Raw genomic sequence first — 19,910 nt, forward strand, 5'->3', positions numbered from 1 at the left:
GGCCACCTGCGACGCGATTCACACGGTTGTGGGGTTGCCCCTTCGGCCCGCCAGCCTGTCACTCTCGGACTGGACGTAAGCTGGGAAACCGTGCTGGTACTGGCGATCGACACCTCGACCCCGGCCGTGACCGCGGGCATCGTCGCCGTGGACGAGTCGGAACTGACCACCCGGGCCGACCGCGTCACGGTCGACCCGCGAGCCCACGGCGAGCTCATCACGCCCCACGCCCTCGCGGCGGCCGAGGCAGCGGGCGTGACCCTGCGCGACCTCGACGCGATCGTGTGCGGCGTCGGCCCCGGCCCGTTCACGGGCCTGCGCGCCGGCATGGCCACGGCCGCGGCGTACGGCCACGCGCTCGGCATCCCCGTCTACCCGGTCGGCAGCCTCGACGCGATCGCCGCGGAGGTGGTGCGCACGGACAAGCCGTTCCTCGTGCTCACCGACGCCCGTCGTCGCGAGGTGTACTGGGCCGAGTACGACGCGGCCGGCACGCGCGTGAGCGGTCCCCACGTGCAGCGTCCCGCCGAGGTCGAGACCACTTCGCGCGTCGCCGCCGGTGACGGTGCGCTGCAGTACGCGGACGCGGTCGGCGTCGTGCCCATCGAGCCGCGGTTCCCGTCGCCGTCCGGGCTGGTCCGCGTCGCGCGCGAAGCGCTGCTGTCCGGCGCGACGCCCGAGCCACTGACGCCGCTGTACCTGCGCCGCCCCGACGCCGTCGAGCCCACCGCTCGCAAGAGGGTGACGTCGCCATGAAGCTCGACCGCCTGCGCCGCAGCGACGCGAAGCGCTGCGCGGAGATCGAGCAGGTGCTCTTCCCCGGCGACGACCCGTGGAGCGCCCGCGCGTTCCACTCGGAGCTCGACCAGGGTCACTTCTACCTGGCCGCGCGCACCGACGACGGAACCGAGCTGCTCGGCTACGGCGGCCTCGCCGTGGTCGGCCGCCGCGGTGAGTACGAGGCGGAGATCCACACCATCGGCGTGGTGCCTGAGGCGCAGGGCCAGGGCATCGGCAAGGCCCTGCTGCGGGCGTTGCTGGAGCGCGCCGACGAGGTGTCGGCGCCCGTGTTCCTCGAGGTGCGCACCGACAACGACACGGCCGTCGGCCTCTACGAACGGCACGGTTTCGAGAAGCTCGGCATCCGGAAGCGCTACTACCAGCCCTCCGGTGCCGACGCGTTCACCATGGCCCGCCCGGCGCGGACCCCGGCAAAAGACGAGGTGGCCGGCTGATGTCGCGCGTCATCATGGGCATCGAGAGCTCCTGCGACGAGACCGGCGTCGGCCTCGTCCGCCTGCACGACGACGGCGCGGTGGAACTGCTCGCCGACGAGGTCGCCTCCAGCGTCGAGCAGCACGCGCGCTTCGGCGGCGTGGTGCCCGAGGTCGCCAGCCGCGCGCACCTCGAAGCGATGGTGCCCACGGCCGAGCGGGCGTTCGCGACGGCCGGGCTGAAGCTGTCCGATGTGGACGCCATCGCCGTGACGGCCGGGCCCGGGCTCGCCGGCGCGTTGCTGGTCGGCGTGTCGGCGGCGAAGGCCTACGCGTCGGCGCTCGACGTGCCGCTCTACGGCGTGAACCACCTGGCCGGGCACATCGCGGTGGACACGCTGCAGCACGGTCCGTTGCCCTCGCCGGTGCTCGCGCTGCTGGTGTCCGGCGGGCACACGCAGCTGCTGCGCGTGGACGACATCGCGTCGAAGATCACCGAGATCGGGTCCACTGTGGACGATGCCGCCGGTGAGGCCTACGACAAGGTCGCCCGGGTGCTGGACCTGCCGTACCCGGGTGGGCCGCCGATCGACAAGGCGGCCCGGCTGGGCAACGGTTCCGCCATCGCGTTCCCGCGCGGTATGACGGGTCCGCGCGACGCGAAGTTCGACTTCTCGTTCTCCGGCTTGAAGACCGCCGTGGCGCGGTGGGTGGAGAACGTCGAACGCGACGGTGGCGAAGTGCCGGTGAACGACGTCGCGGCTTCGTTCCAGGAGGCCGTGGCGGACGTGCTGACCGCGAAGGCCGTGAAGGCGGCTCAAGAGCAGGGGATCGGCACCATCGTGATCTCCGGCGGTGTCGCCGCGAATTCCCGGCTGTCCGAGCTGGCGGCCGAACGCTGCGCCGCAGCGGGCATCGAGCTGCGCGTGCCGCGGCCCCGGCTGTGCACGGACAACGGCGCGATGATCGCGGCGCTCGGCGCCCACGTCGTCGCGGCCGGGCGGCCGACGGCACCGTGGGAGTTCTCGGCCACCCCGGGGCTGTCGGTGGAGATCGTCTCGCTCTAGGAGTGGGCCTGCTGCAGTGCGGTTTTCACGCCCAGCAGGCGCTCGATCGCGGTGGTGGCCTTCTCGGCGGCGTGGCCGTCGCCGTAGGGGTTCGGCGTCTGCGCGGGGCACAGGCTCCCGGCCAGCAGCCGGGTCGCGGTGCCGGTGATCTTCTCCGGATCCGTGCCCACCAGCCAGGCGCACCCGGCGTCGACGGCCTCGGCGCGTTCCGTGACCTCGCGCAGCACCAGCACGGGCGTCCCGAACGTCGGCGCCTCCTCCTGGATGCCGCCGGAATCCGTGAGCACGAGCGACGCCAGCCGCAGCGCGCGCACGAGGTCGGGGTACTCGAGCGGCTCGGTGATCGTCACGCGCTCGACGCCGCCGAGCGTCGCCGTCACCTGCGCCCGCACCGCCGGGTTGGGGTGGACGGGGAACAACACCTGCACGTCGGGATGGGTTTCGACGATCCGCCGCACGGCGCTCAGCGTCTGATCCAGCGGCTCGCCCCAGGACTCCCGGCGGTGCGACGTCACGAGCACCAGCCGTTCCCCGGCCTCCGCGATCTCCATCTCCAGCAACGCCAGCGCCGGATCGTGCGCGGGCAGGTCGCGCGCCGTGATCGCCAGCACCGCGTCGACGACCGTGTTCCCGGTCAGCACGATCTTCTCGTCGGCGACGCCCTCCGCGCGCAACGCCTTCGCCGCCGCTTCGGTCGGCGCCAGGTGCAACGCCGCGATGCGCGCCACCATCTGCCGCGTGCCCTCTTCGGGGAACGGCGCGGCGAGATCGTTCGTCCGCAGCCCGGCTTCGAGGTGCACCACCGGAATCCCCAGCCAGAACGCCGCCAGCGCCCCCGCCAGCCCCGTCGTGGTGTCGCCCTGGACGACCACCGCCGCCGGCCTGAGGCTCCGCAGCTGCGCGTCCAACGCCGGCAGCAGCCCGCTCACCAGCTCGGCCTGCGTCCCGCTCACCCGCTCCGGCACGTCCAGCCACGCGTCCACGCCCAGCCCGAACGGCACGAGCGCCTGCTCCACCATCCCCTGGTGCTGGCCGCTGTGCACCAACACGGGCCGTACCCCGGCACGCCCCTCGAGCGCCACGACGAGCGGCGCCAGTTTCACCGCCTCCGGCCGCGTGCCGGCCAGCAACATCACGTCCACGTGTTCCACACTTTCGAGTGTCCCGGAAACCCCAGCTCATCGACGTTCGAGAGAACGACCGGGCCTTTCACCGGCCGCGAATCACCGCGGGCTGCGGCCGGCGGGGGTCTTGTGTTGTTCGTTTGTGTCTTGCTTCCGCGCGCCTGGCGGCTCCGCGGTTCGCGTCCACGCCAAGCGGGGCCGCGTGAGTCCCGGCAGTCGCTTGCGCCCACGCTGCTTGCGACGACTACGCCGGTGGCCGCCGAGGTAGGCCCGAGAAGGTTCCCCAGGCTCGGGTCTACCTCGGCGGGTGCGGGCTGTCGTCTTGTAGTTGTGGTCATCGGTTCGCCGCTGACGCATCGGGCCCGGGAGGGCCGCGCGGGTTTCCGCGTCCGGCCGCTCCCACCCGCGTGGTTGTGGTCGCTTGGGCCGGTCGCCCTCGGGTTGGCGGTCGGGCGGTGAAGCGGTGCGCCGGGCTGCTCGCTGGAGGTGAGCAGCCCGGCGCGGCACAGCCCGTGGGCCGCCGGCCGAAGCCGGTGGCCCACGGTGCTGCTAACTGCGGGCGAGCCGCCGGTTGCGGCGGTAGGCGGCGATCACCGCGACGGTCCCGAGGACCACGAGGAGCGCGCCGACCGTGATCCACCAGCCGACGTCGGCGCCGGTGGCGGCGAGGGTGCCCACGCCGCCACCGGCGACGCCGACGCCCGCACCTGGCATCTTGTACATCAGTCGATCACCCCGGACCGGTCAGGCGACCGAGCGGCGACGGGTGAACCGCAGGCCGACCGGCACGGCGACGGCCGCGAGCACACCGAGGCCCACCCACAGGCCGGCGCCGGACGCGAGCGGCATCGGCGGAGCGGCCGGGCCGCAGGTCGCCGACGACACGATCACGTCGCCGCTGCCGAGGGCGCCGACGACGCCACCGAGCAGCTTCAGGTGCAGGGCGTTGACCGTGAGGCTGCCGTCCTTGTTCTTGATCTGCTCGTTGAGGATCAGCGTCGCCACGTTGACCGGGCCGAGCCCGACCTTGATCTGCGTGTTCGGCGCCGGGTTCGAGTCGACGTCGCCGACACTGCCCAGATCGGCCCCGACCAGCGTGGAGCTGCCCTTGACGCCTTCCTGGGTCGCGGTGCAGACCGCCTCCACGGCCTTGATCCCGACGTTGCCCAGCGCCGCCTTCAGCAGCGGCAGCCCGACGTTGGCGGTGCTCGCCTTCGCCGTGACCGCGCCCGAGTTGTCGTCGCGGACGGCCGAGGTGTTGATGACGCCGGCGGTGAGGATCCCGGCGGCGTTGGCGCTGACCGTGCTGTTGCTCGTCGGTCCGTCGGTGTTCGCCGCCGCGAGCGGGCCGAGCTTGACCGCGGACGCGCCGAGCAGCTTCACGTCGACGTTCACGCCGTAGGCGGAACCGTCACCGGGCGCCGCCGAAGCCGGAACTGCTCCGGCGAGGGCGATGCTCGCCACCACAGCGGCGAGCATCCCGCCTCGTCGCAAGAGGTGTTTCTTCACTGGTCCTCCGATTTTTGTCAGGGCGAGCCGCTGCACGGACGAATCCCGCTGAACAAGAGTCGGCACGCTGATCGAATATCGGTGGCGTTGCCGGAAATGGCACACAATTCCGGGGAGACCACCGTATCGGGTGGTTTATCCGGGCCGGTTCCCACGTCGGTGCAGGCATCACCCGAACGGCCTAGCAAGCTTCTCGCCATTCGTGCCGAAAGGCGCTGGGAGATCCCTGAGAAGGGGGATACCCGTCGAAAGTTCCGGCACTGGTGTCTTACGCTGGCGCCGGGGTCCGCCGTTCTTCCGAAGGTTTCCGGCTGAGAGGGTCGTCGTGGCAGTAGTGAACACACCTGTGTCCCCCGTCTCCCGGTTTCCGCTGCGTATGGCGGTGCTCGGGGTGGTCGCGGTCGGCGTGGTCCTCGTGCTCGTGGAGCGGTCCTACCGCGAGCTGGAAGTGCAGCTCGCGGGGGCGATACTGAGGGTCATCACCTCATCGGGTGTTTATGTGGCCGGTAGTCGCGAATCCGTGTACTTCGGGTTGACCGGCGCTACTCCGTTCGGGTTGAGAATGACCCCGGAATGCTCTTCTGTATTCCTCTTGCTGCCACTTCTGCTCGTGACTGCGGTGCTCCTCTACTTCCGTCCGCGGAATGCGCGCCGACTGTTTCTCTCGCTGGGAATTGCCGCGATCGCCGTCATTCTCGTGAATCAGTTGCGTATTCTCACCATCGTCGGTCTGGTCCACGCGCTGGGCACCGACGAGGGCTACTACTGGGGCCACACGCTGCTCGGCTCGATGGTCAGCGTGCTCGGCGGCGCGGTGTCGCTCGTGCTGTTCGTCTGGCTCGCGACCCGCAAGACGAAGGCGGAGAAGAACCAGGGCACGGCCGCGTGAACGACACCGGGTTCAAGGTCCTGCTCTCGATCACCCAGGCGTTCGCGCTGACGATGAGCGTCGCGTTCATCGTCTACGTCGCGATGATCGTGGTGCCCTACCTGCGCCGCAAACCCGCCCCGGTCGGCGATCCCGACGCGTTCGCCTGGCACTTCTTCGTGCCGTGCCGCGACGAGGAAGCCGTGATCCGCGAGACCGTGCGCTACCTGCGCACCACCTTCCGCCGCGCGCACGTGTGGGTCGTCGACGACGACTCCGACGACCGCACCGCCCGCGTCGTCCGCTCGGTGTGGCGGCGCAACGGCGGCTACGACCCCAACCTGCACCTGGTGGCGCGCAAGCGGCCCGAGGCCCGCACGGGCAAGGGCGACGCCCTCAACGCCGCCTACCGGGCCCTCGACGAGTGGCTCGAACCCGACACCGACCGCGACCGCGTGGTCGTGGTGGTCGTCGACGCGGACGGCCGCCCGGCCGCCAACTGCCTCGGGGTCTGCGCGGCCGACCACCTCTTCGGCGACCGGAAGATCGGCGCCGTGCAGCTCGACGTGCGCATGAGCAACGTCCGCACCCGCCCGCCGGGTCGCACCTGGTTCGCGCGCGCGTTCGGGCTGAAGCTGGCGCAGCTGCAGGACCTGGAGTTCCGCACGGCGATCGCCGCGATCCAGACCTCCCGCGGCTTCACCGGCACGATCTCCATGGGCGGCAACGGCCAGTTCACGCGCCTGGCCGCGCTCGACTCCATCGGCGGCGACGAGCACCAGCCCTGGCGCGGCTCCCTGCTGGAGGACTTCGAGCTCGGCGTCCACCTGCTCACGGCCGGCTGGCGCACGGGCTTCACGCCGGATTCGCACGTGGCGCAGGAAGGCCTGTACAGCCTGCGGCGTTTCCTCGTGCAGCGCACGCGCTGGGGCCAGGGCACGATGCAGTGCTCGCGGTACCTGCGCCGCATCTGGGACTCACCGCACGTGTCCACTTTGGGCGCCGCGGAGATGATGTACTACCTGGCGCAGCCGTGGATGCAGCTGCTCGGTTCGCTGCTCTACCCGGTGCCGTTCATCCTCCTGCTGGCCACCACGGCCGGCGATCCGTCGCAGGTCTGGACGTGGTTCACCGGCGGCGCCTGGATCCTCTTCGCCATCTACGGCTCGTTCGGCCTGCTGCCGTTCGTGGTGTGGGGCCCGATCTACCAGATGAAATGCCTGGGCAGCAAGAACATCTTCCGCGGCCTCGGCATGGGTCTGCTGTACGCGGCCTACATCTACACCTTCTACATCACGTCCTGGCGCGCCGTGACCCGTCTCGTGCGCGGCCGCAACGGCTGGTCCAAGACGCGGCGCAACACCGAGGTCACCAGCGGCGTGAAGGTGGCGCTGGACAGCTGAGGCAACGAAGAAGGGCCCCTCCGCCGGGAGGGGCCCTTCTTCGTCTTCACAACCTCAGAAAGCCGGCTTCAGCACCACGTCGTCGAGGTTCACGTACTCGACGCGGTGTCCGAACTGGACTTCCACGTACTTCGTCTTCCCGCGCACCACCACGTGGTCCGACACGTCGAACGTCGTCGCCGAGTAGTACTCCGACGGAACGACGCCGCCGACGGAGTAGGTCTGGCCCGCCGCGAACGTGTAAGGCATGGGCGCCAGCGCTTGCGGCGTGATCCCGGCCGGGTACGCCGACGCCTCCGGGAACGCCCGCCCGTAGACGGGGATCGTCGGCTTGCCCGGCTTCGGCGTGGCGACGAGGCCGCTCGCCGAGACCACGGTGTTGCTCGGCAGCCAGCCCTTCTGACCCAGGTACCAGATCGCCGTCCAGCCGCCCTGCCGTCCGGCCACGGCGTACTGCTGGCCGGTGGCCACGCGGCTGCCGACGTCGGAAACGTCCATAGTGGACGCCCCGGTGCCGTGCAGCCCGGCGTCGGACAGCAGGGGAGACGCGGCGTCCGGCGCGGTGTGCAGCACCACGGCCTCCGAGCCGCGCGCGGCGCACGGCGTGCCGGAACCGATCTTGTCGCAGCCGGTGAACACGGGCTGGTTGGCGGCGAACTTCGGCGCGATCGTCACCATCGACGAGCCGGCCCGGCCGGTGGCCTTGATCGGCGCGCCCAGCAGGTCGAAGTAGTGCGACCAGTCCCAGTAGGGGCCCGGGTCCCAGTGCATGCCGGGGATGGTGGCGGGCGTGGTGCCCGGCACGTTGTCGTGGCCGATGATGTGCGCGCGGTCCAGCGGCACGCCGTAGCGCTTCGCCAGGTAGCCGACGAGCTTCGCCGACGACCGGTACATCGCCTCGGTGTACCAGGTGCCCTGCGCGGCGAAGCCCTCGTGCTCGACGCCGATGGACTTCGCGTTGACGTACCAGTTGCCCGCGTGCCAGCCGACGTCCTTGGTCGGCACGTGCTGCGCGATCAGGCCGTCCTGCGAGCGGACGGTGTAGTGCCACGCGAGGTAGGTCGGGTCCTGCGCCAGGGTGAGCGCGTCGTCCCAGTAGCCCTCGGTGTCGTGGATGACGATCGTGTCGATCTTCTGGCTCTGCGGCCGGTTCGCGATGTCGTGGTTGCCGTAGTCGCCGCCGGGCAGCTCCTGGTACGGCGCGGGCACGGACTCGCAGGCCACGGACTTCGGGCACTCGGTGGCGGGCGGGGCGTCGGCTTTCAGGCCCAGCCGCTCGGCCTGCGCCCGGTCGGGCGTGACGCCGGGGGTCGCGGCGAGCGTGACGGCTTGGCCGTCGTCGGTCGTGCGCGTCTCACCGCCGGCGATGGTGGTGTAGACCTCGTCGGCGAAGGTCTGGGCCGCAGTCAAGTCCTCGGAGCCGCTGTACGCGGCGACGGCGCCGTACCAGTCCTTCGCGTCTTCGCTGCGCACGCCGAGCTTGCGCTGGTACTCGGCCAGCAGGGCGGCGCCGCCGCGGATGTTCTGCTTCGGGTCGGTGCGCAGCGTCGCCGCGTCCGTGTGCAGCAGGGCCGCAGCCTGGTCCACGGTCTGCAGGCCGGGCGGGATCGCGGCGGGCTGCTGTGTGGGCTTCGGGTGCAGCGCGGGCCGGGCGTCGTCGCCGCGCGGGTCTTCGCCGCTCTGGTCGAACTCGCTGGTCACGACGCCGGCCGTACGCAGGTCCGTGAGGTGCATCGGCCCGTAGCCGGCGGCGGTGCTGGGCGTGCCGGCGTTGTAGTCCCAGCGGGATTCCAGGTACGAGACGCCGAGCAGCACGTCGAGCGGGACGCCGAACTCCTTCGCCGCGCTCGTGAAGTCTTGTTGGCGCTGCTGGTTCGCCGGTTGGGCTTGGGCGGGTGCCGACGTCGCCAATGCGACCGCCAGCAACCCCGCCCCGCCCGCGACGGTCAGCCGCCGCGTAACGGAGTGGAACATCGGTGGGGACCCCCAGGTGTCGGTGCTTTTCCGGCGAAACTTAACCAGAAACGGGGGCGGCTGGTAAGACTCCGCGACGGCGCTTTCGCCCAGCGGTCGTCAGCGCCCGATCACGAGCACGAGCGAGCCGTCGAACGTGGGCTGTTCCTTGAGCGCTCGGTGTTCGGCCGCCCAGGTCCCGTCGGCGAGATCGCTGGTCAGCTTGCGCGTGAACCGCGCCACGGCCGCTTCGTCGACAAAGCTCCACGCCGAACACGCCTGCCGCGCCGCCGGCTCCAGCAGCATCTCCGGCCGCGCGTAGTACGCCTCGTTGAACCCGTCGACGCAGTCGCGCGGCACCGGCACGGGCACGACCTCGGTGTCGCCCAGGTACTTCGCGATCTCGCTGATCGCGGGGTACCGGCGTGCTTCCGTGTCGAGCACTTCCGGGGCGTACTCGTACAGCCAGAAGTCCCGTACCCGGTCGGGATCGCAGGTGAGGATCGCGACCGGTCCCTTCGTGACGCGCCGAACCTCGCTCAGGCCCTTCGCGAGATCCGGCCACTGGTGCACGGTGAACGTCGCCATGGCTGCGTCGAAACTGTTGTCCTCGAACGGAAGATCCTCCGCCGTCGCGTCCACTGCGGGCCGGTCCTCCGGCCGCAGCGCCCGCATCGACGCGGACGGCTCGACGGCGGTCACGGTCCGGCCGGCCGGCTCGTACGACCCCGCGCCGGCCCCGACGTTCAGCACGGTCCTCGCGTTCCCGAGCGCTTCGTCGACCGCGGCGGCGATGCGGGGGTCGGGGTTGCGGTAGCCGGTGTAGACCTTGCCGATCTCGCCGTAGTCCGCGTCGCCCGCGCTGCCGTCGGCCATCCTGCTGCTCACGGCCACGAGCCTAGCGATCTTCGGCCGTGCTCAGGCGGTGTTCGTCCGTCCGCGGTCGACGCCTGACCCAAGTTCCGGGACGAGCGCCCGCACGCGATTGCGGATCTCGTCCCGGATGACGCGGACCTCGGCGAGGGATTTGCCGGCCGGGTCGTCGAGTTCCCAATCGAGGTACGTCTTGCCGGGGAACACGGGGCAGGCGTCGCCGCAGCCCATGGTGATGACGACGTCCGACGCCTCCACGGCGTCGAGGGTGAGAACCTTCGGCGTCTCCGCGGTGAGATCGATGCCGGCCTCGGCCATGGCTTCGACGACGACGGGGTTGAGCGAGTCGGCCGGTGCGGAGCCGGCCGAGCGGACCTCGACGAGGTCACCGCCGAGGTGCGAGAGGAACGCGGCGGCCATCTGCGACCGGCCCGCGTTGTTCACGCAGACGAACAACACGGACCGGGTCACGAGCGAGCCTCCTGGAGTGTGCGGGGAACGCCGAACAGCAGCGCGACGAGCCCGAGGCCGACGGCGGCGCCGACGACCTGGGCGGCGACGAAGGGACCGACCGAGCCGGGTGCGATCCCGGCGAACGTGTCGGTGAAAGCGCGTCCGACGGTCACCGCCGGGTTCGCGAACGAGGTGGAGCTCGTGAACCAGTAGGCGGCGCCGATGAACGACGCCACCGCCACCGGTGCGTGGTGCCCGCGTCCGGTGCGGTCGAGCCCTGCGATCAGCATGAGCAGACCGGCCGTCGCCACCACCTCGCCGAGCCACAGGTTCCCGGCGGTGCGGTCATGACCGGACCACTGCACGAGCGGGCGGGCGAACATCGCGTTCGCCAGGACCGCGCCGCCGATGCCGCCGGCGAACTGCGCGGGCACGTACGCGGCGACGTCGCGCAACCCGAACTCCCCACGACGGGTGAGCCACGCCGCCAGCGAGACCAGCGGGTTGAAGTGCGCGCCGGACACCGGCCCGAACAACGCGATCAGCACGCCCAGCCCGAAAACGGTGGCCAGCGAGTTCGCCAGCAGCTGCAGGCCGACGTCGCGCGACAGCTCGGCGGCCTGGGCACCGGAGCCGACGACCACGGCCACCAGCGCGGCCGTTCCCACGGCCTCGGCGGCCGCGCGGCGAAGAAGCGAGGTGGTCACGCCGGGGCCACCTGCGGTACGCGCAGCACAGCGGCGAGACGCTCCATTGTGGACGGAAGCGCCCAGTAGTAGACCCACGTCCCCCGGCGCTCGCAGTCGATCAAACCGGCCTGGCGCAACAGTTTCAGGTGGTGCGAGATCGTCGGCTGCGCGAGGTCGAACGCCGGCGTCAGCTCGCACACGCACATCTCGCCGCCCTCGCGGGAGGCGATCATCGACAGCAGCCGCAGCCGCACCGGGTCGCCCAGCGCCTTGAACACGCGGGCCAGCTCGGCGGCCTCGGCTTCGGCCAAGGGCGCCGAGCTCAGTCCCGCGCAGCACCCCTCGCGCTCGTCGGGCAACTCCTGGATCGACATGCTTCTATATTGACGTTTGCCGATCCAGGGCGCAAGGTTGTTTCCACAAACGTCGATACAAGCTGATCCAGCAAGGAGAAGCACGATGACCGACCTGCGTGAAACCGTGCGCCGGCGCTACGCCGCGGCCGCCCTCGAAGTCACCTCAGGCGGGACCGGGTGCTGCGGCCCGGCACCGGCCGACGTCGACTTCGGCTCCGGCCTCTACGCCGCCGACGAACGCGCCGAGCTGCCCGTCGACGCCGTCGCCGCCTCCCTGGGCTGCGGCAACCCCACCGCGGTCGCCGACCTGCACCCCGGTGAGCACGTGCTGGACCTCGGCTCCGGCGGCGGCATCGACGTCCTGCTGTCCGCCCGCCGCGTCGGCCCTGCCGGCAAGGCCTACGGGCTCGACATGACCGACGAGATGCTGGCGCTGGCCACCGCCAACGCCGCCAAGGCCGGCGCCACCAACGTCGAGTTCCTGAAGGGCGCCATCGAATCCATCCCGCTGCCCGCGGACTCCATCGACGTCGTGATCTCCAACTGCGTGATCAACCTGTCCACCGACAAACCCGCCGTCTTCGCGGAAACCTTCCGCGTCCTCAAGCCCGGCGGACGGATCGGGGTGTCCGACGTGGTCGCGGAAGACACCCTCAGCCCCGCCCAGCGCGCCGAACGCGGCGACTACGTGGGTTGCATCGCCGGCGCCCTGTCCTTCGCCGAGTACCGCGCGGGCCTGGAAGCCGCGGGCTTCACCGACATCCAGCTCACCCCGACCCACCTCGTCGCCGACGGCATGCACTCCGCGATCGTCCGCGCCGCCAAACCCGTCTGACCTGGCATCGTCGGGCGGGTGCCCCTGAACGTCGTCGGCCAGGCCGTGGGCCTGTTCGCCGTGACCAACGTCGACGACCTCCTCGTGCTGGCCCTCTTCTTCGCCCGCGGCGCGGGTTTGCCCGGCGCGACCCGGGCCGTCGTGACCGGCCAGTACCTCGGGTTCGCGGCGATCCTCGTCGTCGCCGTGGCGGCCGCGTTCGGGGTGACGTTCCTGCCGGCCGGCTTCATCCCGTACCTCGGCCTGCTGCCGATCGCCCTGGGGATCCGCGCCGCGGTGCAGGCCTGGCGCCACCGCGGCGACGACGCCGAACCCGCCCGCCCCGGCGGCCCACGGACCCTCGAAGTCGCCGCCGTCACCCTCGCCAACGGCGGCGACAACATCGGCGTCTACGTCCCCGTCTTCGCCACCACCGGCCCGGCCGGCACGACGGTCTACGCGGTGGTGTTCCTCGTGCTGGTCGCCGCCTGGCTCGCCGCCGGCCACCACCTCGCCACGCGTCCCGCCGTCGCCCGGACCCTCGCGCGTTGGGGCCACATCGTCCTGCCCGCCGTGCTGATCGCCCTCGGCCTGCTCATCCTGATCGACGGCGCCTAGCGACGGCCGGCGGAACCAGTGCGAAATGAAGTCGCTGGTCAGCCCGCCTCGGCGAGGATTCCCCCACGTCAGATGGACCCTCCTTGCAATGCTGGCACTCCCGTGGCTAGAGTGCTAATCGAACGGCCCGAACACGCCCGGCACCCGCGACGGCGGGGGTGGTAGGAGCCGTAAGTCATCCTGCCGACGCTTTCGACGACCGTGGAGGTCAACCCGGTGAGCGTGAACATCAAGCCGCTCGAGGACAAGATCGTTGTCCAGACGAGCGAGGCCGAGGAGACGACCGCTTCCGGCCTCGTCATCCCCGACACCGCCAAGGAAAAGCCCCAGGAGGGCAAGGTTCTGGCCGTGGGCCCGGGCCGGATCGACGACAAGGGCAACCGCGTGCCGCTCGACGTGGCCGTGGGCGACGTCGTGATCTACTCCAAGTACGGCGGTACCGAGGTCAAGTACAACGGTGAGGACTACCTCATCCTCTCCGCCCGCGACGTGCTGGCCGTCATCAACTGACGTCCGCTCGCAGCGCATGACGCCCCGGGCCCCGCACAAGCCGGGGGACGGGGCGTTCTTGCGTTCAAAAACCCCTGAAAGGTAAGCGGAACACGCTATGCCCAAGCAGATCAGTTTCGACGAGGACGCTCGTCGCGCGCTCGAGCGCGGGGTGAACAAGCTCGCCGACGCCGTCAAGGTGACCCTCGGCCCGCGTGGTCGCCACGTCGTTCTGGACAAGAAGTTCGGCGGCCCGACCATCACCCTCGACGGCGTGACCGTCGCGCGTGAGATCGAGCTCGACGACCCGTTCGAGAACCTCGGCGCGCAGCTGGCCAAGAACGTGGCCACGAAGACCAACGACGTCGCCGGTGACGGCACGACCACCGCCACGGTGCTGGCCCAGTCGCTGGTCAAGCACGGTCTTCGCAACGTCGCCGCCGGTGCCAACCCGACCTCGGTCGGCAAGGGCATCGAGGCCGCGGCCGAGAAGGTCGTCGAGATCCTCAAGTCCAAGGCCACCCCGGTCAAGGGCCGCGAGAACATCGCGCAGGTCGGCACCGTCACCTCCCGCGACGCCACGATCGGCCAGCTGCTCGGCGAGGCCGTCGAGCGCGTGGGCGAGGACGGCGTGATCACCATCGAGGAGTCGTCGACCCTGGCGACCGAGCTCGTGATCACCGAGGGCGTGCAGTTCGACAAGGGCTTCCTGTCGGCGCACTTCGCGACCAACCCCGAGGACCAGAAGGCGATCCTCGAGGACGCCTACATCCTGCTGTCCCGCGAGAAGATCTCGGCGCTGGCCGACCTGCTCCCGGTGCTGGAGAAGGTCGTCGAGGCCAAGAAGCCGCTGCTGATCATCGCCGAGGACGTCGACGGCGAGGCGCTGTCGACCCTCGTGGTGAACTCGCTGCGCAAGACGATCACCGCCGTCGCGGTCAAGGCGCCGTTCTTCGGTGACCGCCGCAAGGCGTTCCTGGACGACCTCGCGTTCGTCACCGGCGGCGAGGTCGTCTCCGCCGAGATCGGCGTGAAGCTGTCCGAGATCGACCTCAGCTCGCTGGGTCGCGCTCGCCGGATCGTCGTCACCAAGGACGACACCACGATCGTCGACGGCGCGGGCTCCAAGGACGCCATCGCCGGCCGGATCGCGCAGATCCGCAAGGAGATCGAGACCACCGACTCCGACTGGGACCGCGAAAAGCTGCAGGAGCGGCTCGCGAAGCTCGGCGGCGGCGTGGCCGTGATCAAGGTCGGCGCGGCCACCGAGACCGAGCTCAACGAGCGCAAGCACCGCATCGAAGACGCCGTGGCGTCGACGAAGGCGGCCGTCGAGGAGGGCATCCTCCCCGGTGGTGGCTCGGCGCTGGTCCACGCGGTCAAGGAGCTCGAGGGCGACCTCGGCCTGACCGGTGACGAGGCCACGGGCGTCCGCATCGTCCGCGACGCGCTCACCGCCCCGCTGTTCTGGATCGCCAGCAACGCGGGCCACGAGGGCGCGGTCATCGTGAACAAGGTCCAGGAGCAGAGCTGGGGCCACGGCTTCAACGCCGCCACCGGCGAGCTCACCGACCTGATCGCGGCGGGCATCGTCGACCCGGTCAAGGTGACCCGCTCCGCGGTCGCCAACGCCGCGTCCATCGCCCGGCTCGTGCTCACCACGGAGAGCTCCGTGGTCGAGAAGCCGGTCGACGAGGAACCCGACGCCGGCCACGGCCACGGTCACTCGCACTAGTTCCACCAGCACGCCGAACCGGGGCGGCACTCCCTTGCGAGGGGGTGCCGCCCCGGTTTCGTTTGCGCTGAGGGAGCTGCCGTGAACCTCGCCACCTCGCTGTCTTCGACGGCGACCGCGCGACCTACGAGGTGAGCACCAACGTCGAGCTCTGCCGGGATCGCTTGGCGCACCTGGGTTTCGAGCCCGCGGGCACCGACCGGTCAGCCGGCGGCGCGGACTGGCCGATCGCGTGACGAAGATCTTGGCCGCGGGTTTTCCCGACGCCGTCGAGTAGTCTCAGTGTGACTACTGGAGGCGTCGATGACTTCGGGAACGCGAGAGCTGTCCGCCACGGCCTACGTGGTGCTCGGCATGGTCGCCCAGCTCGGGGTGACCACGCCGTACGCGGTGAAGCAGGCGTTGCGCCGCTCGATCGGCCAGTACTGGCCCATCCCGCACGCGCAGCTGTACGCGATTGCCGGCCAGCTGCAGGAACAAGGCCTGCTCGAAGGCGACCAGGAGACCTCCGGCCGCCGCCGCAAGACCTACTACGTCACCGAAGCCGGCCACCGCGCGCTGCGCGAGTGGCTGAGCCGCCCCGACGCCGAACCGGCCGAGATCCGCAGCGTGGCCTGGCTCAAGCTCGCCTTCAGCGACCTCGCCGACCCCGAGAGTCTCTCGCAGCTCGCGGCCGAGCAGGTCGCGCAGCACCGCAGCCGCATCGCTCGCCACGGCACCGCCGCCGTGTCCGACCACGCCACGCAGCTGGCCCTCGAACTGGACCGCGCCGCGTTGCGGTTCTGGACCGGGCTGGCGGCGCGCCCGGGGCCGGTGACGGCGGCCGATCAGGCCGTGAACCCGCCGTCGACCGTGATCGCCGTGCCCGTGAGGTAGCGGCCGTCGGGGCCGGCGAGGTGGGACACGGTCGCGGCGACGTCCGCCGCGTCCGCGTAGTGGCCCAGCGCGATGTGCGGCACCTGGGCCGCGGCGGAGGGACCGTCGACCGGGTTCATGTCGGTGTTCGTCGAGCCCGGGTGGACCACGGTGGCGGTGATGCCCCGCGGCCCGAGGTCGCGCGCCAGGCCACGCGTGAAGCCGATCAGCGCCGCCTTGCTCGCCGAGTACACGCTCATCCCCGGGAACGGCACGCGCTCGGCCAGGTCGCTGCCGATCGAGACCACGCGGCCGCCGCGGGGGAGGTGCTTCAGGGCCGCCTGCGTGGCGACCAGCACGGCGCGCACGTTCACCGAGAGCGTCTGGTCGATGTCGGCGAGGGAGAGCTCGTCGAGCGGTGCCGCGATGGAGACGCCGGCGTTGTTGACCAGGATGTCGAGTCCGCCGAGCTCCTCGGCGACCCGGTCGACGGCCGCCGTCACCGCGGCGGCGTCCGCGGAGTCGGCCTGCAGGGCGAGGCCGCGCCGGCCCAGCTCCTCGACCCCGGCGACCACCTTGGCCGCCTTGTCCGCCGAGCGTTCGTACGTGATCGCGACGTCGGCGCCGTCCTCGGCCAGCCGTTTCGCGATCGCCGCGCCGATGCCCCGGCTACCGCCGGTGACCAGTGCGACCTTGCCGTTGAGCGAACCCATGTGTCACCTTTCTGTATCGATGACTACATAAAAGACGCCGTACCATGGGGCCGTCAAGTTTTTCTGTATCGCTCGCTAAAGAAGGTGGTCCATGTCACCGCGAGGCCGGCCACGCGCGTTCGACCGGGAGCACGCCCTGACCCAGGCGATGTTCGTGTTCTGGGAGCGCGGCTACGAGGGCACGTCGCTGGCCGATCTGACCGGCGCCATGGGCATCAACCCGCCGAGCCTGTACGCGGCCTTCGGTGGCAAGGAGGCGCTGTTCCGCGAAGCGGTCGAGCGCTACGGCGAGACGTACGGCAGCTACACGCCCCGCGCGCTGCGTGAAGAGCCAACGGCACGCGAGGCCATCGAAGCGATGCTTCGCGACAACGCCCGCACGTACGTGGATCCCGAGCACCCCACAGGCTGCATGGTCGTGCTCGCCGCCACGAACTGCTCACCCTCGAACCAGGGCGTGTGCGCGTATCTCAAGGCGCAGCGCGAGGAGGTCCGGGACCTGGTCCGGGCCCGCCTGCGCCGCGGGATCGAGGCCGGTGAGCTCGCCGAAACCGTCGACGTGGAGGCGCTCGGCGCGTACTACGCCACGGTCTTGTTCGGCCTGTCGATGCAGGCCCGTGACGGCGTGGACCTGCCCGGGCTCACCGCGATCATCGACGCGGCGATGCTGTGCTGGCCTGGTGCCACGGAGAACGCGACAGGGGCGGCGTCCGAAGTGGACACCGCCCCTGCCGTGAGTTCGTGAGCGCGCTCAGCCGCCGGACATGCTCAGCGCTCGTTTGTCCTGCTTGATCAGGTTCTCCCGCTCGGACTCCGACAGTCCGCCCCAGATGCCGTAGGGCTCGTGCACGGCCAGTGCGTGCCGCCGGCACATGTCGAGCACCGGGCAGGCCAGGCAGACCGCCTTCGCCCTGGCCTCACGGCGTGCCCTAGCCGGCCCCCGCTCGCCGTCCGGGTGAAAGAACGCCGCGCTGTCCATCCCCCGACACGACCCCTCCAGCTGCCAGTCCCACATATCTGCGTTGGGACCGGGGAGCCTGCGCGTGTCTGCCATCCTGACCGCCTCCGTCATCCGGTCGATGCCATTAGCTGCTCTGCTGTGGTGCCGATACTCCATTCGGTGCAACGGCGGTAACGTTAGAAGCGCGCCAATAGTTGTTCAAGAGCTTCGGGATGATTCAGCCGTTAGGCATCCCCCGGAATGGTGAGCAGGGGTTTTGGCTCCGGTTGCCGTGACTCTCGCGGGCCTGGATATTGGCCGGGTGGGATCCGGAGCTCGTGAAGGAGAACCCACCCTGCCGGTGGCCTCGGTCGCTCGCCGGCTCGGGGTCGCCCCGTCGACCCTCCGTACCTGGGACCGCCGCTACGGGCTGGGCCCCAGCCGCCACACCGACGGCAGGCACCGCCGCTACGGCAGCTCCGACATCGACCGCCTCGAGCTCATGCAGCGCGCCCTGCTGCGCGGCGCCTCGACCGCCGAGGCCGCCCGCTACGCGCTGCAGCAGATGCCGCGCACGGAGATCGTCCCGCCCGCCGACGAACCCGCGACGCCGGCGCACCCCGCGCCCGCCGACGGCGAGGTCCCGTCGCGCCTGGCCCGCCGCCTGAGCACGGCCGCGCTGGCCATGGACGTCGGCGCCGTGCAGCGCATGCTCGCCGAGGCCCTCGACGAGCTCGGCGTGCTCGCCGCGTGGTCGGGGGTGGTCGAACCAGTGCTCACGGCCCTCGGTGCGCGCTGGCGCGGGGTCAGCGCCGGCGCCGAGGTCGAGTACCTGCTGGCCGAGTGCGTCTACGCGGCGCTCGTGCGCGCGACGCCCGTGCTCGACGCGCCCCTCAACCTGCGTCCGGTGCTGCTCGCCTGCGTGCCCGAGGAACGCGACACCATGCCCGTCTACGCGCTCGCGGCGGCGCTGGCGGGGCGGCGGATCGGCGCCCAGCTGTTCGGCGTGCCGCTGCCCGCTGAGGTCCTGGCGGTGGCTGTGCGACGCAGCGCGCCCGCCGCCGTGGTCCTCTGGGCGCACCGGCGTGACGTGGCGGACCCGCGGCTGTTCGCGCGGGTGTCCCGTGGCCGTCAGCGCAGCCGGCTGTTCGCGTGCGGGCCCGGCTGGGACGTCGCCACGCTGCCCGACAAGGTCGAGCTGCTCGCCGACCTGCCGGCCGCCGCGGGCCGCGTCGAGCACGTTCTTGTCGGGGCGGGGCGCTAGAAAGGTCCCGTGCTCCGAACCTTCCTCGCCGAGCTCGCGTTCGGCGATCTCGTGCCGCCGCCGGTGCCCGTCACCGCGCCGCGCTCCGCCGAGCCCCGGCAGCGGCTGCTGGCCGCCGTCGTGCTCGGCGCCCAGGGCCGCTACGCCGCCGCGGCCACGGCGCTGGCCGACCTGCGCCGGAGCGCCGACCCCGTGATCGCCTCGCTGGCCGCGACCACGCTGGCGTCGCACCGCCGTCAGCTCGGCGGGCACGTCGCTGCGCGGGCGCTGGACGGGGAGGCGCTGGTAGCGCTGGACGGCGCCCGCTCGCAGCCGGACCCGGACGGCCTCGACGTGGCCGGCGCACGAGCCGACGCCCTGCTCGGCCTGGCCGCCGACAACCTCGCCCTGGGCCGGCTCACCGCCGCCCGGCGCCTGTCCGCCCGCGCGGCGGAGGCGGACGATCGCTGGCGCGCCACCGTCCGTGGCGGCTGGGTCGGCGCCGAGATCGCGCTGGCCGCCGGCCGTCCGGGGGAGGCGCTCGAGCCTGCGCGGCGAGCTGCGGAAACGGCGCGGGTGCGCGGCTCGCACCGGCACATCGTCAAATCCGACATCGTGTTCGGAGTCGCACTCGCGACGGCCGGGGAACCGGAGCAACGCGCTACTGCACTCGACGTCGTCACAAATGCCGCCATGACCGCCGAGAAATACGAACTCTATTCACTTATTTGGGTGGCGACACGCGTGGCGGCCGATCTGGACCCCGGACACGCCGAGAAGTATCGATTCAGAAGCCGCGAGGTGTTGCACGCAGTGTTACGGCACGCAGATCCTTGCGTGATGCGGATCGCAGAGGATTCACCGTGGGTGCCCGACAGGCCGGGTTGAGCCCTCTGGAAACGCCGTTCCGGCATCCGGGCTAAGAAACTTCAAAAAAAGCCACCGGATCGTGTCAAGGTTCGGGCTAAAGCGTCCGATAGGGGAAGTGGAATGT

23 protein-coding genes are annotated in these 19,910 nt (G+C 71.1%); 13 read left to right on the forward strand and 10 right to left on the reverse strand.

Annotated features, from left to right (window positions below):
- Positions 1-90 precede the first annotated feature (90 nt).
- Genes tsaB through tsaD form a run of 3 tightly spaced genes read left to right on the forward strand, consistent with a single transcriptional unit; the run spans position 91 to position 2,281 of the window.
- A complete protein-coding gene (tsaB, locus tag ACQPXB_RS04305; protein WP_366575725.1) occupies positions 91-756 on the forward strand; it encodes a tRNA (adenosine(37)-N6)-threonylcarbamoyltransferase complex dimerization subunit type 1 TsaB in 666 nt (221 codons plus the stop codon).
- The gene (rimI, locus tag ACQPXB_RS04310) at positions 753-1,235 is read left to right on the forward strand and encodes a ribosomal protein S18-alanine N-acetyltransferase (protein WP_366575724.1); all 483 of its coding nucleotides are present in this window, start codon (positions 753-755) and stop codon (positions 1,233-1,235) included. The genes tsaB and rimI overlap by 4 nt, the downstream gene beginning before the upstream one ends.
- Complete coding sequence (gene tsaD / locus ACQPXB_RS04315; protein ID WP_360597482.1) at positions 1,235-2,281, forward strand: tRNA (adenosine(37)-N6)-threonylcarbamoyltransferase complex transferase subunit TsaD; 1,047 nt, start codon at positions 1,235-1,237, stop codon at positions 2,279-2,281. Before rimI ends, tsaD begins: the two co-directional genes overlap by 1 nt.
- Here tsaD and wecB read toward each other — a convergent pair.
- The 3 genes from wecB to ACQPXB_RS04330 form a co-directional block, all read right to left on the reverse strand.
- Positions 2,278-3,423 carry a non-hydrolyzing UDP-N-acetylglucosamine 2-epimerase gene (gene wecB / locus ACQPXB_RS04320; RefSeq protein ID WP_432857285.1) on the reverse strand — a complete coding sequence of 382 codons (1,146 nt, stop codon included), beginning with the start codon at positions 3,421-3,423 and terminating at the stop codon, positions 2,278-2,280. The two genes, tsaD and wecB, sit on opposite strands and share 4 nt — an antisense overlap.
- Before the next feature lie 531 nt (positions 3,424-3,954).
- Positions 3,955-4,128 carry an LPXTG cell wall anchor domain-containing protein gene (locus ACQPXB_RS04325; RefSeq protein WP_432849589.1) on the reverse strand — a complete coding sequence of 58 codons (174 nt, stop codon included), beginning with the start codon at positions 4,126-4,128 and terminating at the stop codon, positions 3,955-3,957.
- A 21-nt stretch (positions 4,129-4,149) separates the two neighbouring features.
- The gene (locus ACQPXB_RS04330; RefSeq protein WP_364183273.1) at positions 4,150-4,914 is read right to left on the reverse strand and encodes a choice-of-anchor P family protein; all 765 of its coding nucleotides are present in this window, start codon (positions 4,912-4,914) and stop codon (positions 4,150-4,152) included.
- 346 nt (positions 4,915-5,260) lie between these two features.
- On the opposite strand from ACQPXB_RS04330, the gene xrtP reads away from it, so the two are divergent.
- Together xrtP and ACQPXB_RS04340 are read left to right on the forward strand one after the other, a co-directional pair.
- Complete coding sequence (xrtP, locus tag ACQPXB_RS04335; RefSeq protein WP_432857288.1) at positions 5,261-5,803, forward strand: exosortase P; 543 nt, start codon at positions 5,261-5,263, stop codon at positions 5,801-5,803.
- 53 nt (positions 5,804-5,856) lie between these two features.
- Entirely contained in the window at positions 5,857-7,185 is a 1,329-nt protein-coding gene (locus ACQPXB_RS04340; RefSeq protein ID WP_432857291.1) for a glycosyltransferase, read from the forward strand.
- 54 nt (positions 7,186-7,239) lie between these two features.
- Here ACQPXB_RS04340 and ACQPXB_RS04345 read toward each other — a convergent pair whose 3' ends face one another.
- The 5 genes from ACQPXB_RS04345 to ACQPXB_RS04365 form a co-directional block, all read right to left on the reverse strand.
- A complete protein-coding gene (locus ACQPXB_RS04345; RefSeq protein WP_432849592.1) occupies positions 7,240-9,159 on the reverse strand; it encodes an N-acetylmuramoyl-L-alanine amidase in 1,920 nt (639 codons plus the stop codon).
- A gap of 99 nt (positions 9,160-9,258) precedes the next feature.
- Complete coding sequence (locus ACQPXB_RS04350) at positions 9,259-10,026, reverse strand: class I SAM-dependent methyltransferase (RefSeq protein ID WP_366575715.1); 768 nt, start codon at positions 10,024-10,026, stop codon at positions 9,259-9,261.
- Positions 10,027-10,056: 30 nt separating this feature from the next.
- Positions 10,057-10,482 (reverse strand): arsenate reductase ArsC, encoded by a 426-nt coding sequence (locus ACQPXB_RS04355; RefSeq protein WP_432849595.1) that lies wholly within the window; start codon positions 10,480-10,482, stop codon positions 10,057-10,059.
- Positions 10,479-11,171 (reverse strand): aquaporin, encoded by a 693-nt coding sequence (locus ACQPXB_RS04360; protein ID WP_432849597.1) that lies wholly within the window; start codon positions 11,169-11,171, stop codon positions 10,479-10,481. Before ACQPXB_RS04360 ends, ACQPXB_RS04355 begins: the two co-directional genes overlap by 4 nt.
- The gene (locus ACQPXB_RS04365; protein ID WP_366575709.1) at positions 11,168-11,527 is read right to left on the reverse strand and encodes an ArsR/SmtB family transcription factor; all 360 of its coding nucleotides are present in this window, start codon (positions 11,525-11,527) and stop codon (positions 11,168-11,170) included. The genes ACQPXB_RS04360 and ACQPXB_RS04365 overlap by 4 nt, the downstream gene beginning before the upstream one ends.
- A gap of 85 nt (positions 11,528-11,612) precedes the next feature.
- On the opposite strand from ACQPXB_RS04365, the gene arsM reads away from it, so the two are divergent.
- From arsM to ACQPXB_RS04390, 5 genes are all read left to right on the forward strand, one after another.
- Positions 11,613-12,344, forward strand: coding sequence for an arsenite methyltransferase (arsM, locus tag ACQPXB_RS04370; RefSeq protein ID WP_432849600.1), 732 nt, complete (start codon positions 11,613-11,615; stop codon positions 12,342-12,344).
- 18 nt (positions 12,345-12,362) lie between these two features.
- Entirely contained in the window at positions 12,363-12,941 is a 579-nt protein-coding gene (locus ACQPXB_RS04375; protein WP_432849602.1) for a cadmium resistance transporter, read from the forward strand.
- 216 nt (positions 12,942-13,157) lie between these two features.
- Positions 13,158-13,451, forward strand: a complete 294-nt coding sequence (gene groES / locus ACQPXB_RS04380; protein WP_009072407.1) for a co-chaperone GroES — start codon at positions 13,158-13,160, stop codon at positions 13,449-13,451.
- A gap of 97 nt (positions 13,452-13,548) precedes the next feature.
- A complete protein-coding gene (gene groL, locus ACQPXB_RS04385) occupies positions 13,549-15,165 on the forward strand; it encodes a chaperonin GroEL (protein WP_366575702.1) in 1,617 nt (538 codons plus the stop codon).
- 303 nt (positions 15,166-15,468) lie between these two features.
- Positions 15,469-16,041, forward strand: a complete 573-nt coding sequence (locus ACQPXB_RS04390) for a PadR family transcriptional regulator (protein WP_432849605.1) — start codon at positions 15,469-15,471, stop codon at positions 16,039-16,041.
- Here ACQPXB_RS04390 and ACQPXB_RS04395 read toward each other — a convergent pair.
- Entirely contained in the window at positions 15,993-16,733 is a 741-nt protein-coding gene (locus ACQPXB_RS04395; protein ID WP_366575699.1) for an SDR family NAD(P)-dependent oxidoreductase, read from the reverse strand. The genes ACQPXB_RS04390 and ACQPXB_RS04395 overlap by 49 nt on opposite strands.
- Before the next feature lie 91 nt (positions 16,734-16,824).
- Here ACQPXB_RS04395 and ACQPXB_RS04400 point away from each other — a divergent pair, with 91 nt between their 5' ends.
- Positions 16,825-17,478, forward strand: a complete 654-nt coding sequence (locus tag ACQPXB_RS04400; protein ID WP_432849608.1) for a TetR/AcrR family transcriptional regulator — start codon at positions 16,825-16,827, stop codon at positions 17,476-17,478.
- Between the two features lie 6 nt (positions 17,479-17,484).
- Here ACQPXB_RS04400 and ACQPXB_RS04405 read toward each other — a convergent pair whose 3' ends face one another.
- Positions 17,485-17,805, reverse strand: a complete 321-nt coding sequence (locus tag ACQPXB_RS04405; protein ID WP_220246148.1) for a WhiB family transcriptional regulator — start codon at positions 17,803-17,805, stop codon at positions 17,485-17,487.
- Between the two features lie 223 nt (positions 17,806-18,028).
- Here ACQPXB_RS04405 and ACQPXB_RS04410 point away from each other — a divergent pair, with 223 nt between their 5' ends.
- Together ACQPXB_RS04410 and ACQPXB_RS04415 are read left to right on the forward strand one after the other, a co-directional pair.
- The gene (locus tag ACQPXB_RS04410) at positions 18,029-18,937 is read left to right on the forward strand and encodes a MerR family transcriptional regulator (protein ID WP_386946874.1); all 909 of its coding nucleotides are present in this window, start codon (positions 18,029-18,031) and stop codon (positions 18,935-18,937) included.
- A 9-nt stretch (positions 18,938-18,946) separates the two neighbouring features.
- Positions 18,947-19,804 (forward strand): hypothetical protein, encoded by an 858-nt coding sequence (locus tag ACQPXB_RS04415; protein ID WP_432849610.1) that lies wholly within the window; start codon positions 18,947-18,949, stop codon positions 19,802-19,804.
- The last annotated feature ends 106 nt before the right edge of the window (positions 19,805-19,910 follow it).

Origin of the sequence: Amycolatopsis sp. CA-161197 (assembly GCF_050942255.1) — a bacterium.
In the GTDB taxonomy this organism is placed as follows: Bacteria; Actinomycetota; Actinomycetes; order Mycobacteriales; family Pseudonocardiaceae; genus Amycolatopsis.